Raw genomic sequence first — 13,961 nt, forward strand, 5'->3', positions numbered from 1 at the left:
CTCTCAACAAGGACTCTGCTGGAGGCGCGACTCGAGGGCATGAGGGACGACCCCTCAACCTGCGGATCTGGGGGTCTGGGGGTGGACCGAAGGGGCCCCTGTCGGGGGTCAGAGACGCGCTTTGCCGCCTTCAAGTGCGGAGAGTGTGGGATTCGAACCCACGATGACGGTCACCCGCCATACCGGTTTTCAAGACCAGCGCACTCGGCCACTATGCGAACTCTCCTGGCCCGACCCGCCCTCGGTGAGGCGGGCCGGCTGCCGGCGTCGAGAATACCGCGCGGCCGGGCTTAACCGCGGGCTGGCTCGGGAGCGTTATTCGAGTGCCGCCGAAGGGGCGCGGCGATAGGGTCCGAACCGGGTGTCCGGCAGCGGCCGGTTGCCGCCAGTGAGAGGAGGTGGGACCGATGAGTCAGCGGTCCTCGGACATGGTCCACACCTTCCGGTCCGCCCAGCAATAACCAGCGGCTAGGGCAGGGATCGGGAGCACCAGCGGCATCCGGGAGCGGGTGCCGCGAGTCCGTGTGCCCTCTTGTCCACTGGAGCCATCTCATGCGAGTACTTCGCATCCTTTGCCCGCCCGAACTCGGCCGGGATTTCGTCAAACTCTGGTCCGCCGCCACGATCAGCAATCTCGGCGACGGCGCCCTGCTCGCGGCCGGTCCGTTGCTGGTCGCCTCGATCACGGCTGAGCCGGCCGCGGTCGCGACGGCCGTATTCGTCCAGCAACTGCCCTGGCTGTTGTTCGCGCTGCTCAGCGGGGCCTTGGTCGATCGCCTCGACCGCCGCCGAGTGGTCGTCGCGGTCGACCTCATCCGCGGCCTGGTCCTCGCCGCACTCGGTGCCGCCGTACTCCTCGGCAGCTCGCCACTCTGGGCCGTGTACCTCGCGCTGTTCCTCCTCGGAACGGCCGAGACCCTCGCCGATAACGCGGCCGGCGCGCTGTACGTCACGGTTGTCCCCCGGCAGTACCTCGGCCAAGCCAATGCAAGGCTGTCCGCCACGTTCACCGTGGTCAACCAGCTCGGTGGTCCGCCGATCGGGGCACTGCTGTTCGCCCTCGGCGCGGGGATTCCGCTCGTCTTCGACGCAGTGACGTACGTCGTCGCGGCGGGCCTGATCGCGCGGTTGTCCGTCCGGCCGGCCACCACGGAACGGTCCGACGTACACCTCTTGAAGCAGGTCGGCGAAGGCGTGCGCTGGCTGTGGAATCACCCTGGCGTGCGTACGTTGGCCGGCTCGATCCTGGTCATGAACGTCACCTTCGGCGCCGCCTTCGCAACTTGGGTGTTGTACGCCCGGGAGCGTCTCGGGTTGTCCGAGCAGCAGTTCGGGCTGTTGATCGCGGTCGGCGCGATCGGGGCCTTGGCCGGTACGCCGGTCTACCACCTGCTCGAACCGCGCATCGGCACGCTCGGGCTGTTGCGCGCCGGGCTCGTCATCGAGACCGCGACCCATCTGGTCCTGGCGATCACCCAGTCGCCGTGGATCGCGGGTCTGACCATGGTCGTGTTCGGCGTCCACGCGGTCGTCTGGGGCACGGTCTCGACGACCACCCGGCAGCTCGTCACGCCGGATGCGCTGATGGGCCGGGTCAACAGCGTCTACCTGCTGGCCTCGGTCGGCGGCGCGGCGATCGGCACGCTGCTGGGCGGTCTGCTCGCGCAGCGGTTCGGCCTGACCGCGCCGTTCCTGCTGGCCTTCGTCGCGATGGCGGCCATGACCGTGGTGGCGTGGCGCCCGCTTCGGCATGTCTCGGTCCAGGCCCTTCCAACGGTGTAAACGGTTGGCTCCGGCTGCCGAGGGCTTGCTAGCCTCGGCGGCCGGATGCCTACCGCTACCTCGCTCGGTCTGCCGGATGTCCGCGGCCGGGTACCACTGCTCGCAGGTCTGGCCATCGACTCGTTCGGTGGCGGTATCGCCGCGCCCTTGTTGCTGCTCTTCTTCACCCGGGTCGCGGACATCCCCCTCGGCACCGCCGGTCTGACGCTGTCCGTGGCCAACCTCTGCACGCTGGTCGCACCGGCCGCGGTCGGCGTGGTGATCGACCGGATCGGCCCGCGCAATCTCGTCATCGGCGCCCAGGTCGCCCAGGCCGTCGCCTTTGCCGGATTGTTGTTCGGCCGTTCGCTCTGGGTGTTGTTCCTCTGCGCGCTGGTCGCGTCGATGGGGCAGCGGGTGTTCTGGTCGTCGATCTTCAGCCTGCTCTCGGACATCTCCACGCCGCTCGATCGGGATCGCTGGTTCGGCCTCAGCGGCATGATGCAGGCGGGCGGATTCGGCCTCGGCACGCTGGTGGCGGGTTCCCTGCTGAGTTTCGAGGGCAGCGCGCCGTTCCTGGTCGCGATGGCGGCCAACGCGATCAGCTTCGTCATCGCGGGACTGCTGCTCAGCCGGATCCACGTCCACCACGATCCGAAGGCTGCCGCGGAAAGCGGTCCGGCGCCGCTGCTGCGACGCGACCACCCGTTCCTGATCCTGATCGCCGCGAACACGGTGCTCGCCCTCTGCATGATGATGCTCGCGGTCGGACTCCCCGTGTACGTCGCTGAGGCCCTGCCCGCACCCGAATGGCTTGTCGGCGTCCTGATGGCGGTGGTCTCGGTCGTACTCGCCACCGGGCAGACGCTGGTCGTCCGCGCTACCGAGAACCGTCGTCGTACCCATGTGCTGGTGGTCGCCGCCGGACTCTGGGCGATCTGGGGTCTGGTGATGGCGTCGCTGCTACACCTCCCGACCGCCCTGGTCGTGCCGGCGTTGGTGCTGGCCACGTTGATCTTCGCCTCGGCCGACGTCCTACACGCGTCGACCTCGAACGCCCTCGCGGCCGCGGCGGCACCCGAGATCGGCCGCGGGAAATACCTCTCCTACTGGCAGTACTCCTTCACCCTGGCCGGAGCCATCGCGCCCGCCTTCTTCGCCCAGCTCTTCGATCGCCGCGCCGAACTCCCCTGGCTCGGCATCTCCGTCCTTGCCGTCCTCGCGGGGCTCACCATCCTGATCCTCGAACGAGTCCTCCCGAGCGAGGCCGTCCGCCGCCCGGATTAACCTAAGTGGATGTTGCTCGAACATCGCGGTCAACGGCCAGTCGTCCCTGAGTCGGCGTACGTCGCACCCTCCGCGGTGTTGTGCGGCGCGGTAGTGCTCGGGGAGAACAGTCGCGTCCTGCACGGCGCAGTGCTGACGGCGGAGAACGGCGAGGTCCGGGTCGGCCGCAACAGCGTGGTGATGGAGAACGCGCTAGTCCGTGGCCGTGCCGACCACCCGGCGCTGATCGGCGACTCCGTCCTGGTTGGTCCCCACGCCCACGTCAACGGCGCCACCCTCGATGACGAGGTATTCGTCGCCACGGGCGCCTCGCTCTTCCCAGGTTCCACCGCCGGCCGTGGCGCCGAGATCCGGATCAACGCCGTCGTGCACGTCAACACCCGTCTAGAGCCCGGCCAGGTCGTACCGATCGGCTGGATCGCAGTAGGTGACCCTGCCCAGTTGTTCTCGCCAGACCGCCATGAGGAGTTGTGGGCGCTGCAGCGCGAGTTGGACTTCCCCGGCACCGTGTACGGCGTCCCGCGCGGCACGCCGATGCGCGACATCATGGCCCGGCAGTCCGAGTTCTACGGCTCACACCGGGATGACCGGGTCTTAGGGACTGACTAGTCGCTCGAGGTCGAAGTGGCGGGCTTGGCCGGGTGCAGTTGATCCACAAGTCAGTGCCGCTTCTATCGTCACGAGCCGGGCAGAGACCTGTACGACGTACCCGCCGGCCAGTGAGACTTCCCAGCGGTTTGCGTCGATCCCCTTTACTGCAAGGGGTTTGAGCTGCTCTACCTCGTGCGAAGCGCCAGCGGCAAGTGCAAAATGCTGTGCCGCTTGCACGGGCGGTGAGAACGTACTGCGACCTCTGAAGTACTCCGGCGCCAGCAGGCGCTTGTCGTACAAACTAACCAGGTCAAGCGCCCCGAGCACCGCGAAGTGCCCGTAGTAAAGGCTGTGCGGCAACACCACCAGGTTCGGCGCAAAGCGGTCGCCGCCGACGTGACTGCATTCCCACGTCCTCTCGGGATACGCCGTCGCCAACGTCGCCGCAACCGGCCGGCCCTGCACTGCGCAGCACGGGTCATGCCGCCCATGCGTACACACCAGGTACGTCGGTTCCGGGCTGGGCTCGCCTTGCCGACTTCCAGCAAGTACGTCGAGTAGGTCCGCGTAGGACCGCAGCTCGCCCCACCGGGTGGATTCGCGGCCTGGGCGGCTGTCGACCAGCCCCCAACGCCGGGGTTGTGCGGGATCGCTGCGGCCATACCTACGAATCAGTGCGGGCCTAGCCCCGATCTCGGCACATGCGGCGCGAACGGGCTCGGCAAGTTCTCCCAATGCCGCAAGGGCTTGCCGCGGCCACGCCTCGCGACACTCGATCAGGAGCCAGCGTTGGGCAGGCGGAGCCGTCGCCATCAGGTCGTCGCCACGAAGCTGCGCGTTGGCGGCGCAGCCCGTCTCCGGCCGGTACGGCAACTGGGTCACGGTTTACCGGCGACCAGCACAGCCTCGGTCATCAACCGATGCACGAGCGCGAGCTGATCCTCCTCGCTCAAGCCCGGGAGTTCGGAGATCGCGAGCTCCTCACCACTACAGAGCCGCGACACCGCCTCGGCTGTAGCTGCCGGCAGCGAGAGCGTGCGATCGGGCAGCTGCAGCAAGACGGGATCACCCGGCACAACGCGATGCCGCAACCCCGCGCGCAGCCGGACCGTCGTACCCGGCTCTATCCCGGCAATGGCCGCTGCATGAGCCAGTGGCGCGAGAGGTGCCGGACGGTTGCCTGACCACGTACGACGCCGCAAGCGGGCCGCGAGGTCGTCGGGAGTTGCCGTCTGGGCATGCTCGGCAATGAGCGCTGCGACGTTCTTGAGGTGTGGTGCGAGTTGCTCCGGGTCGCCCGGGTCGAAACCGAGTGGAAGGGCTGTGCGGAGTTCAGCGCGCTCTGCGGCCAGTGCGGCTAGCTCCTGCACCAAGAGGTAGCGCGTCAACGTATGAAGGCCAACTGTCAGGTGGCCGCTCACCCCGCCTAAAGCCTTAGCGGAGTGCAGGAACCCGCGTGGAACGTATAGCGCGTCTCCTGGGCGCAGCACCTCGTCGATGACTGGAGCATGGTCCCTCGCGGCTGCGGCGACTTCTTTGGCGTGGTCCGTCCAGGGCTGGTTCCGCAGCGGATCAGCGTGCACTGGCTCGTGGATCGTCCAGTGCTTCTCTCCGGCAATCTGCAGGACGAATACGTCGTGCACGTCGTAGTGCGCGGCAAAGCCCTGGGATTCCGGCGGAGTGATGTACGCGTTGATCTGGACCGGATGGCCGGTCTCAGACCCCAGAGCCGTCGCGAAGTCGACCAGGGGCGCCCAAGTGCGGTGCAGCGCCTGAAGCACCACTGTGTGTCCACTGGCGAACAGGGCCGCCACCTTGTCATCACGGATCTGGTCGCCGATCTCCGCGCCCACACCACCCGGACCACTGAACTGCTTGTCGCCGACGACTTCACCGTTCTTGGCGATGCGCAGGAACGGCGTCCGCAACCCATGACGGGACAGCAACTCGTCTACATCGTCCAGGGTCAACAGATCCGTGAACGGCGCCGGGAGATCCGCAGCGCGTGACAGAAGTGCCCGCCGCCCCCAGAAGCCGGCGGCGAACTTGTCCGGATCACCCGCGATGCAGCGCCGCAGCGCCGGGCAGCCTGCCAACGGCCGCCCGACGCCCGGCTGTTGACTCACCAACTGCTGGAACCCTCTCCGGACGACTCGCCGCCCCGCTCGCCGGCACCGGCGCCGCCGTCAGCACCACCGTCGTGGCCCTGCGGGCTCGCACCACCGTCGGCCAGACCTTCTTCGTCGGAACCGCCGGAACCGCCGCCGAATCCGCCTTCGGAGCCTTCAGAACTTTCAGAGCCCTGTGAGCCGCTCTCGGAACCACCGAAGCCGCCTTCAGACCCGCCCTCGGAACCGCCGTACGAACCACTGTCGGCGCCGCTGTCGGCACCACCGTCGGACATTCCGGGTGCGGCGCCTCCGTCCGCCGTACCCTCCTCTCCGCCGCCGGATCCGCCCAGACCGCCTTCAGAGCCGCTGGAGCCGCCGTACTCGCTCCCGCCTTCGCGCCCGCTTTCGCTGCTGCCCGAGCCGCCGCCGTATTCGTTGCCGCCGGCACCACTGTCAGCGCCGCTGTCCGCACCGCCATCCTGCGTACCGGGGCTCGCGCCACCGTCGGCAAGGCCCTCTTCACCGCTTCCGGCCGAGGCGTTCATGTCGTCGTCCAGACCCATGGTGCTGCTCCTCTCCAGAGTGACTATTCGGTCCGGCGCCGAAGGCTGCGACCGACCAACGGCCTGGTGGCGGATCAGCCGAGGATGTCCCGCAATGTCTTGACGAACAGGTCGGTGGTGGCCTCCGGCCGGACCGCGATTCGCAGCCAGTCCGGCCCGAGGCCGGGAAAGGTGTCCCCGCGGCGAACCGCGAAGCCCCCGTCCCGTAAGGCCGTTCGCACTGCCGCGGCTCCGTCCAGCCGCAACAACAGGAAAGGCCCACGCGCCACGCCATAGGTCGACACTCCGTCCACCTCGGCCAGCCCGGCGACGAGATGTGCCCGCTGCCGGTCCAGCTCCTGGGCCGCCGCGGCCGCCGCGATCATCGCCTGCTCGTTGCTACAGGCAATCGCCGCGGCCAGCGCCGGGGTCGAGACCGGCCAGTGCGGTTGCACCGCCGCGAGGCGAGCGACCAGACCGGGCTCGGCGACCAGGTACCCGACGCGTAAACCTGCCAATCCCCACGTTTTCGTCAGGCTCCGGATCACCACCAGACCGGGGATTTCCGCCCCCAGCACGGACTCCGGTTCACCCGGTACAGCGTCCATGAAAGCCTCGTCGACCACTAGCACCCGGCCCGGCTTCGCGAGCGCCCGAAGGTCCGCCGCCGCATGCAGGACGGACGTCGGATTGGTGGGGTTGCCGATCACCACGAGGTCCGCGTCGTCCGGTACGACGGCCGGGTCCAGCCGGAAACCCTTCTCCGCTGTCAGGATCACCCGATCGACAGAGTGGCCCGCAGACCTCAGAGCCGCCTCGGGCTCAGTGAATTGTGGATGAACTACTACGGCCCGGCGCGGTTGGAAGGCTCTCGCGATCAGTACGAACGCCTCAGCCGCTCCGGCCGTCAGCAGCAGCTTGTCCGGGCTCAGACCGTGGCGAGCCGCTACAGCCGCCATGGCCGCGTCTTGTCGGGGATAGGCGGCCAGGTCGGTCAGGCTGGCCGTGACCGCGTCGAGCAACCACTGCGGCGGCGTACCGGTTCGGACGTTGACTGCGAGGTCAACCAGTCCTTCGCCCACCTCGACATCGCCGTGATGGTTGAGGTCGAAGTCCATCACCGGGCGACCACCGTGAAGCGGCGGTTCAGCAGCGAGGGATTGCGCTTGCGAATCTCGCTCAGCCGGTCCGCGTCGATGGTGGCGACGGCGAACCCGTCGTCCTCACCGACGGCCGCGATCGTCACGCCCTGCGGGTCGATGACCTGGCTGAGGCCCGAGTACTTCCGGCCATTCTGCGCGGCGGCCGCGACGTAGCAGGTGTTCTCGATCGCGCGTGCGGTGAGCAGGGTCTCCCAGTGCTTCTCCTTGAGCGGGCCGCGCACCCAGGCGGCCGGTACGACGAGGACCTCGGCGCCGGCATCGACCAGGGCCCGGGACAACTCGGGGAAGCGAAGGTCGTAACACGTCATCAGGCCGAACCGGCGACCGGCGACCTCCACCACGACCGGCTCGACATCGCCCGGCGTCAGCTGGTCGGACTCCTTGTAGCCGAACGCGTCGTACAGGTGGATCTTGCGGTACGCACCGAGGAGCTTGCCGTTGGCACCGATGGCCAGCAGCGTGTTGTGCGGGCGAGCCGCGTCGCAGCTCGTCTCGAACATGCCGGCAATGATCGCCGTGCCGTGCTCGCGCGCGGCCTCCTTCAAGGCGGTGACGAACGGGCCGTCGAGCGGTTCGGCCAACGCGCCGACCGAGCCGCCTTCCACCGCGAAGTCGGCCATCACGGCCTCTGGCAGCACGACCAGCTCGGGACCCTTCGCCGCGGCGGCCGCGATCCAGTGCCGCACGGTTGCGATATTCGCGCTCTTGTCCTGGCCACTGGAGGTCTGCACCACGGCGATCTTCACGCCCCCATCGTGCCCCACCTGCCTCAAGTTCTGTGCCGCGAGTGGTCAAATCCTGTCCAACCGGTTGGCTCCTACCGAATCGTCGCGTGGACAGGATTTGACCACTCGCGGCACAGAACGGCAGGAAGCGACCGAGAAATGGGAGAAGATCGCGGGTATGCGGTTTGACACGGTGGTGCTGGCCGGTGGGCGGTCGAGCCGGTTTGGTGGGGCTGACAAGGCCCGGCTGGTGCTGGAGGGCGTGACCCTGCTCGACCGCGTGCTCACCGCGACCGCCAGTGCCGAGCACACCGTGGTGGTCGGGCCCGAGCGGCCGACCGTCCGGCCCGTGGCGTGGACGACCGAGGACCCGCCGCTGGGTGGTCCCGTCGCCGGGATCGCGGCGGCCGTTCCCCTCGGGCAGGCGCCGATCGTGGTGGTCGTGTCGTGCGATCTGCCTTGGCTCGAGGCGCATCACGTCGACCGCCTCGTCACGAGTCTCCGCGACGGCCTCGACGGGTTCGGGTTGCGGGACAGCTCTGGGCGGGAGCAGCGGTTGGCGGCCGCTTATCGACGTACGGCATTGGTGGACGCCCTCGACCGGCTCGGCGATTCGCGGGACAAGGCCGTGCGGCAGCTGTTCGCCGGGCTGGCGCTCGGGTGGTCGGAACCCGTCCGCGCCGGGGATGACGTCGACACGTGGGCCGACTTGGACGACCAGGTCTGACCAGCACGCCGTACTGTGGACAGTATGCGATCTGTCGTGTGTGAGGGCGCCGGTGGCGTCGAGGTCATGTCCATCGGCGAGATCCCGGCCCCGCTACCGGCGGTGGACGAAGTCGTCATCGACGTGGCGGCCGCCGGGGTGAACCGGGCGGATCTGCTGCAGCGGCAGGGGTTCTACCCACCGCCGCCGGGTGCGCCGCAGACGATCGGGATGGAGTGCTCCGGCGTGATCTCGGCCGTCGGCGCGGAGGTCACGGACTGGCAGGTCGGCGACGAGTGCTGCGCCTTGCTGGCCGGTGGCGGCTATGCCGAGAAGGTGGTCGTGCCTGCCGTCCAGCTGATGCCGATCCCGGACGGGGTCGACCTGGTCAGCGCGGCGGCCCTGCCGGAGGCGACCGCGACGGTCTGGTCGAACCTCTTCATGACGGCACATCTCAAACCCGGCGAGACGCTGCTCGTGCACGGCGGCAGCTCAGGGATCGGCACGATGGCCATCCAGCTCGCCGTCGCGCATGGCGTTCGGGTGCTCTGCACGGTCGGTACGAAGGACAAGATGGAGGTCTGTACGCGCCTGGGCGCCGACGTGGCGATCAACTACCGCGAGGCGGAGTGGGCGAACGTCGTACGGGAGGCGACCGGTAAGGCCGGCGCGGACGTCATCCTCGACATCATCGGCGCGAAGTACCTCGAGGACAACGTGAAGTCACTGGCCTACGGCGGACGCCTGGTGGTGATCGGCATGCAGGGTGGCACCAAGGGCACGCTGGACCTCGGCCGGCTGCTGAGCCGTCGCGGATCGGTGATCGCGACGGCCCTGCGCAGCCGGTCGGTCCAGGACAAGGGCGAGATCGTCGCCGAGGTGGCCGGCCATGTCTGGCCGCTGGTCGAGGCGAAGAAGGTGCAACCGATCGTGCACCAGGTGCTGCCGTTGGCCGACGTGCGGACCGCTCACGAGATCCTCGAGCAGTCGTCGCACGTCGGCAAGGTCTTGCTCACTCCGTAGTAGAAGCCGCGGTCATCGCCGCCAGCCACTCCGGGTCGGGCGCGATCAGCTGGATCACGTCGAGGTGGGTGCCTTCGGGGTCGCAGACGTAGAAGTGCCGCTGGCCCCACACCTCGTCGACCGGCTCGGTGGTGAGCTCGACACCGCCATCGGTGAGCGCCTTCGCCGTCGCGTCCACGTCATCGACGACGAAGCCGAAGAGGTTGGACGACTCGGTCACGGCCGAGACCGCGGCCGGGACGGAGACGTGCCCGCGCTCGGAGATGGCGATCTCCCAGGACGCGTCGCCGCGGCGCAAGCAGATGAACCAGCCCAGGTCGATGGTGATCTCGAGATCGAAGTACTGCTGGTAGAACGCGGCGACCTCGGCGGGCTTGGAGGTGACCACGGTGGCGCCGAATGCTGCGGGCTGCAATAGAGCTCCTTGTGTAGAACTACAGGTGTCGTGGTTGACGACGACATTTGTAGTGGATGAGCTGCTACCTTGTCAACCATGCCCCGGAATCCGGAACGCAGGAATCAGCTGGCCGACGCAGGACTGACCGTGCTCGCCGCGGCCGGCGCGCGCGGTCTGACCCATCGCGCGGTCGACGCCGCGGCCGCCGTACCGGCCGGCACGACCTCCAACTACTTCCGCAGCCGCGACGACCTGCTCGGCGCACTCGGCGAGCGCATCTTCGAGCGACTCGCGCCGGACGAGACCGTGCTCGCGCCACTGGCCGAGCGCAAGCCGTCGGTCGACCTGGTGGTCGACTACGTCCGCTACATCGTCGAGCGCCTGCTGGCCCAGCCGTCGCTCACCCTCGCGCTGTTCGAACTGCGCCTGGAAGCGACCCGACGACCCGGGCTGAACGACGTGCTCAACCGGACCCTTGAGCGCAACTTCGACCTCGACGTCTCGTTCCACGTCCAGGCGGGCCTACCCGGCGGCGTCGACGAGGTCCGCCTACTGCACTTCGCGATCGACGGCCTGATGCTCGACCAACTCACCCCCGGCACCGGCCGCCGCTACGACGTCGACACCACCACCGCCCAACTAGTCCACCGCCTCCTCCAGCAACCCTGACCACTCGTCGCATGGTCGACACCGGCGTACGGCATTGACGGTGGGGATACCGAGTATGCATACTCGGTATATGTCGATCAAATTTGGGCTGCTGGCGTTGTTGAGGTCTGAGCCGAAGTACGGGTATCAGTTGCGCGGGGAGTTCGAGGCGGCGACCGGGTCGACCTGGCCGTTGAATATCGGGCAGGTCTATACGACGCTCACCCGGCTGGAGCGCGATGGGCTGGTGCGGCCCGCGGGCGAGGCGGACGGCAAGGTTCGGTACGAGATCACCGAGGCCGGGCGGACCGAGGTGGCCGGCTGGTTCGATACGCCGGTGGCGCGGGAGGACCGGCCGCGCGATGAGCTGGCGATCAAGCTGGCGCTGGCGCTCACCGTACCGGGGATCGACGTCGCGGCCGTGGTGCAGCACCAGCGCGCTGCCACGATGACGTCGCTGCAGGAACTCACCCGGCTGAAGCGTTCGGCCAAGCCCGACGAGTGGTCCTGGCAGCTGGTGGTGGAATCGATGATCTTCGCCGCCGAGGCCGAGATCCGCTGGCTCGACCATTGCGAGGCGATGATGTCGCGCCACCGCCGATCCGGCCACACCGCCACCACCCCCACCGCCGACCCCGCTGACCACGTTGAAAAGACTGATCAGGTACGGCGATGAGCGTGGTGCTGGATGTTCGGGCCTTGACGCGGGTACACGGCGAAGGCCCAACCGCCGTACATGCGTTGAACAACGTGGATCTGGCCGTCGCGGCGGGTGAGCTGGTCGCGGTGATGGGGCCTTCGGGCTCCGGCAAGTCGACGCTGCTCACGTGCGCGGGTGGTCTCGACCGGCCGACCAGTGGCGAGATCCTGGTCGAGGGCACCGACCTGGTGACGCTCGCGGCGGCCGAGTTGGCGGCCATGCGGCGACGGCGGATCGGCGTCGTCTTCCAGGATTTCAACCTGATCCCGGCCCTGACCGCGGTCGAGAACGTCGCTCTCCCCCTGGAACTCGACGGCGTCCGCGCCCGCCAAGCGCGTAAGCAGGCTGAGCGCGCGCTGGCCGAGGTCGATATCGCCGAACTGGCCGAGCGGTTCCCCGAGGAGATGTCCGGCGGCCAGCGGCAGCGGATCGCGATCGCCCGCGCCATCGTCGGTGAGCGCAAACTGTTGCTGGCCGACGAACCGACCGGCGCGCTCGACTCCGAAACCGGTGAGACCGTGCTGCAGTTGCTCCGGGATCGCTGTGACAGCAAGGGAATCGCGGTCGTCCTGGTCACGCACGAGGCCCGTCACGCGGCCTGGGCCGACCGGGTCGTCTACCTACGCGACGGTGTGCTCGTCGGCCAGTCCGGCCCCTTACCCAGCGCGGATTCGCTCCTCGCAACCCTTGCAGCCGTTGGCGCCCAGCCGAGACGCCGTAGGTACTTCGCAGCCGCACAAGCCTGGCTACTCGGTCAGATCGGCTGCCTGCTCGGTGTCGGGGTTGGCGCGCTCCTTGGCTACACGACTCGCACGCTCACCAGGTCGCCGTACTTCGCCGTGCCGTGGTTGCAGTTGCTCGGGATCGTCGTACTGGTGCCGCTGTTCGCTGCGGGACTTGCCTGGCTCATGACGCGTTCACGGCTTCCAATGCTGCGCAGAGCCGAATAGGCGTGCCATGCTCGGCTTATGTCGAAGGAGACTCCCGTTGCCGCCGGCCGCTCGTGGAAGTCACGGCTGATCGTTGGACTGGTAATCGTCGTACTGCTGGTCCTCGCGTATGTGGTCGCCGTGACGTTCCTGCCGCGTTGGTGGGCGCAACGCGTCGGCGATCTCGTCGACGGCCGTTTCGGCGCCGGTACGGCGTGGGGTCTGTTCTACGGGATCGTCTTCACGTTCGTACCACTGGTGATCGCGCGGCAGGCGTTGCGCCGGGTCGAGTGGACCACCCGCGTCATCTTCCTGACCGTCGCCGCGGCCCTGGCCACGCCCAACCTGATGACCCTGGGCATCGTGCTCGGCCGGGGTAAGGCGGCACACGCGGGCGAGCGCATTCTCGACGTCACCGCGCCCGCCTTCCGTGGCGCCAGCCTGATCGGTGCGATCATCGCGACGATCGTTGCCCTCGGCATCTTCGCGTTGCTCGCCCTCGGCCGACAGAGTCGTCGCGAACTGAAACAACTGCGGGAAGGCCAGAAACAAAGGGATTCCGAGGCACGGGATCGCGCCGAGGAAGGCAAGGAAGATCCGGTCAAGGAAGAGCAAAACTAAGCGGACTTACGGATCCGGGCGATCTCGGGATGGACCACGGGGTGAACCGGGGTGCTGGTGACGCGCCATTCGCCGCAGTCGCAGCGCTGGTAGACGACCAGCCCCTCGCTGACTCGATGGGACGAGCTGGCGATCCAGCGGTGCCGGTGCTGCTGATTTTCGGAGGTCATGGGTCCATCGTGATGTAATGGCATTGTGCATCTCAACCCTTACGGCGCCGACGCGGTTCTGCTCGCGGTCAATCTGGCCAATCGCGGCTTCAGCACGGCCGACGAACTGTGCGATATCTGCATCGTCAGTGGCGTCGAGAGCCGGCTGGTGCTGGACCGTCAGATCACCGACGACGACTTCGAACAGATCAAGACCGTACTGGCGGAGTGGATCGAGGTGGTGGACTGCCCGGACCCCGCGACCCGGGTCGAGCTGGTGAACGCGATGCTCGCCAAGTACACCGAGCATCCCCGGCTGACGAACCACGCGGGCGATGGCTGGCACATCCACTACCGCCCGGACGCCGTCGGTGTCGGCCGGCTGGTCGCGACCCTGATCAGCACCGGCAGCGCGCTGCACCTCGCCGGCCGCGGCATGACCCGGCTCGGCCGATGCGCGACCAACGACTGCGAGAACGTGTACGCCGACATGTCCCGGGCCGGCCGCCAGCGCTATTGCAGCCCCGCCTGCGCCAACCGCGACGCCGTCCGCCGCCACCGCTCCCGCGCGAAGCCCTGATGGTCAAACCAGGACGGCCTCAGGCCGC

The 13,961-nt window shown here is 68.2% G+C and carries 17 protein-coding genes and 1 tRNA gene; 10 read left to right on the plus strand and 8 right to left on the minus strand.

What is annotated here, in order from left to right:
- Positions 1 to 137: 137 nt before the first annotated feature.
- Positions 138 to 226, minus strand: a tRNA-Ser gene (locus tag OG394_RS24900).
- 326 nt (positions 227 to 552) lie between these two features.
- On the opposite strand from OG394_RS24900, the gene OG394_RS24905 reads away from it, so the two are divergent.
- From OG394_RS24905 to OG394_RS24915, 3 genes are read left to right on the plus strand one after another with little or no spacing between them, the layout of a single operon-like run.
- Positions 553 to 1,782 carry an MFS transporter gene (locus tag OG394_RS24905; RefSeq protein ID WP_328989475.1) on the plus strand — a complete coding sequence of 410 codons (1,230 nt, stop codon included), beginning with the start codon at positions 553 to 555 and terminating at the stop codon, positions 1,780 to 1,782.
- A gap of 45 nt (positions 1,783 to 1,827) precedes the next feature.
- On the plus strand, positions 1,828 to 3,048 hold the full coding sequence (locus OG394_RS24910; protein ID WP_328989476.1) for an MFS transporter: 1,221 nt from the start codon (positions 1,828 to 1,830) through the stop codon (positions 3,046 to 3,048).
- A gap of 9 nt (positions 3,049 to 3,057) precedes the next feature.
- The gene (locus OG394_RS24915; RefSeq protein ID WP_328989477.1) at positions 3,058 to 3,657 is read left to right on the plus strand and encodes a gamma carbonic anhydrase family protein; all 600 of its coding nucleotides are present in this window, start codon (positions 3,058 to 3,060) and stop codon (positions 3,655 to 3,657) included.
- On the opposite strand, the gene OG394_RS24920 is transcribed toward OG394_RS24915, so the two are convergent.
- The 5 genes from OG394_RS24920 to OG394_RS24940 form a co-directional block, all read right to left on the minus strand.
- Positions 3,643 to 4,521, minus strand: coding sequence for a sucrase ferredoxin (locus OG394_RS24920; RefSeq protein ID WP_328989478.1), 879 nt, complete (start codon positions 4,519 to 4,521; stop codon positions 3,643 to 3,645). The two genes, OG394_RS24915 and OG394_RS24920, sit on opposite strands and share 15 nt — an antisense overlap.
- Positions 4,518 to 5,765: a cupin domain-containing protein gene (locus OG394_RS24925; protein ID WP_328989479.1), complete on the minus strand. Its 1,248-nt coding sequence runs from the start codon at positions 5,763 to 5,765 to the stop codon at positions 4,518 to 4,520. Before OG394_RS24925 ends, OG394_RS24920 begins: the two co-directional genes overlap by 4 nt.
- Entirely contained in the window at positions 5,762 to 6,313 is a 552-nt protein-coding gene (locus tag OG394_RS24930) for a BatC protein (protein ID WP_328989480.1), read from the minus strand. The genes OG394_RS24925 and OG394_RS24930 overlap by 4 nt, the downstream gene beginning before the upstream one ends.
- 74 nt (positions 6,314 to 6,387) lie before the next feature.
- A complete protein-coding gene (gene cobC / locus OG394_RS24935) occupies positions 6,388 to 7,410 on the minus strand; it encodes an Rv2231c family pyridoxal phosphate-dependent protein CobC (protein ID WP_328996867.1) in 1,023 nt (340 codons plus the stop codon).
- Positions 7,410 to 8,201 carry a carbon-nitrogen hydrolase family protein gene (locus OG394_RS24940; protein ID WP_328989481.1) on the minus strand — a complete coding sequence of 264 codons (792 nt, stop codon included), beginning with the start codon at positions 8,199 to 8,201 and terminating at the stop codon, positions 7,410 to 7,412. Before OG394_RS24940 ends, cobC begins: the two co-directional genes overlap by 1 nt.
- Before the next feature lie 157 nt (positions 8,202 to 8,358).
- Here OG394_RS24940 and mobA point away from each other — a divergent pair, with 157 nt between their 5' ends.
- A complete protein-coding gene (gene mobA / locus OG394_RS24945; RefSeq protein WP_328989482.1) occupies positions 8,359 to 8,907 on the plus strand; it encodes a molybdenum cofactor guanylyltransferase in 549 nt (182 codons plus the stop codon).
- 24 nt (positions 8,908 to 8,931) lie between these two features.
- Complete coding sequence (locus tag OG394_RS24950; protein WP_328989483.1) at positions 8,932 to 9,909, plus strand: NAD(P)H-quinone oxidoreductase; 978 nt, start codon at positions 8,932 to 8,934, stop codon at positions 9,907 to 9,909.
- On the opposite strand, the gene OG394_RS24955 is transcribed toward OG394_RS24950, so the two are convergent.
- Positions 9,899 to 10,324 carry a VOC family protein gene (locus OG394_RS24955; protein WP_328989484.1) on the minus strand — a complete coding sequence of 142 codons (426 nt, stop codon included), beginning with the start codon at positions 10,322 to 10,324 and terminating at the stop codon, positions 9,899 to 9,901. The two genes, OG394_RS24950 and OG394_RS24955, sit on opposite strands and share 11 nt — an antisense overlap.
- A gap of 78 nt (positions 10,325 to 10,402) precedes the next feature.
- Between OG394_RS24955 and OG394_RS24960 the strand changes: the two genes are divergently transcribed.
- The 4 genes from OG394_RS24960 (at position 10,403) to OG394_RS24980 (ending at position 13,204) form a co-directional block, all read left to right on the plus strand.
- On the plus strand, positions 10,403 to 10,975 hold the full coding sequence (locus tag OG394_RS24960; protein ID WP_328989485.1) for a TetR/AcrR family transcriptional regulator: 573 nt from the start codon (positions 10,403 to 10,405) through the stop codon (positions 10,973 to 10,975).
- Between the two features lie 70 nt (positions 10,976 to 11,045).
- Positions 11,046 to 11,630 carry a PadR family transcriptional regulator gene (locus OG394_RS24965; protein ID WP_328989486.1) on the plus strand — a complete coding sequence of 195 codons (585 nt, stop codon included), beginning with the start codon at positions 11,046 to 11,048 and terminating at the stop codon, positions 11,628 to 11,630.
- Positions 11,627 to 12,604 (plus strand): ABC transporter ATP-binding protein, encoded by a 978-nt coding sequence (locus OG394_RS24970; protein WP_442914224.1) that lies wholly within the window; start codon positions 11,627 to 11,629, stop codon positions 12,602 to 12,604. Before OG394_RS24965 ends, OG394_RS24970 begins: the two co-directional genes overlap by 4 nt.
- Before the next feature lie 18 nt (positions 12,605 to 12,622).
- Positions 12,623 to 13,204, plus strand: coding sequence for a hypothetical protein (locus OG394_RS24980; RefSeq protein WP_328989487.1), 582 nt, complete (start codon positions 12,623 to 12,625; stop codon positions 13,202 to 13,204).
- On the opposite strand, the gene OG394_RS24985 is transcribed toward OG394_RS24980, so the two are convergent.
- Positions 13,201 to 13,374: a hypothetical protein gene (locus OG394_RS24985; protein ID WP_328989488.1), complete on the minus strand. Its 174-nt coding sequence runs from the start codon at positions 13,372 to 13,374 to the stop codon at positions 13,201 to 13,203. The genes OG394_RS24980 and OG394_RS24985 overlap by 4 nt on opposite strands.
- Before the next feature lie 25 nt (positions 13,375 to 13,399).
- Between OG394_RS24985 and OG394_RS24990 the strand changes: the two genes are divergently transcribed.
- Positions 13,400 to 13,933, plus strand: coding sequence for a CGNR zinc finger domain-containing protein (locus tag OG394_RS24990; RefSeq protein WP_328989489.1), 534 nt, complete (start codon positions 13,400 to 13,402; stop codon positions 13,931 to 13,933).
- Positions 13,934 to 13,961 lie beyond the last annotated feature (28 nt).

Source organism: Kribbella sp. NBC_01245, from assembly GCF_036226525.1.
Classification (GTDB): domain Bacteria; phylum Actinomycetota; class Actinomycetes; order Propionibacteriales; family Kribbellaceae; genus Kribbella.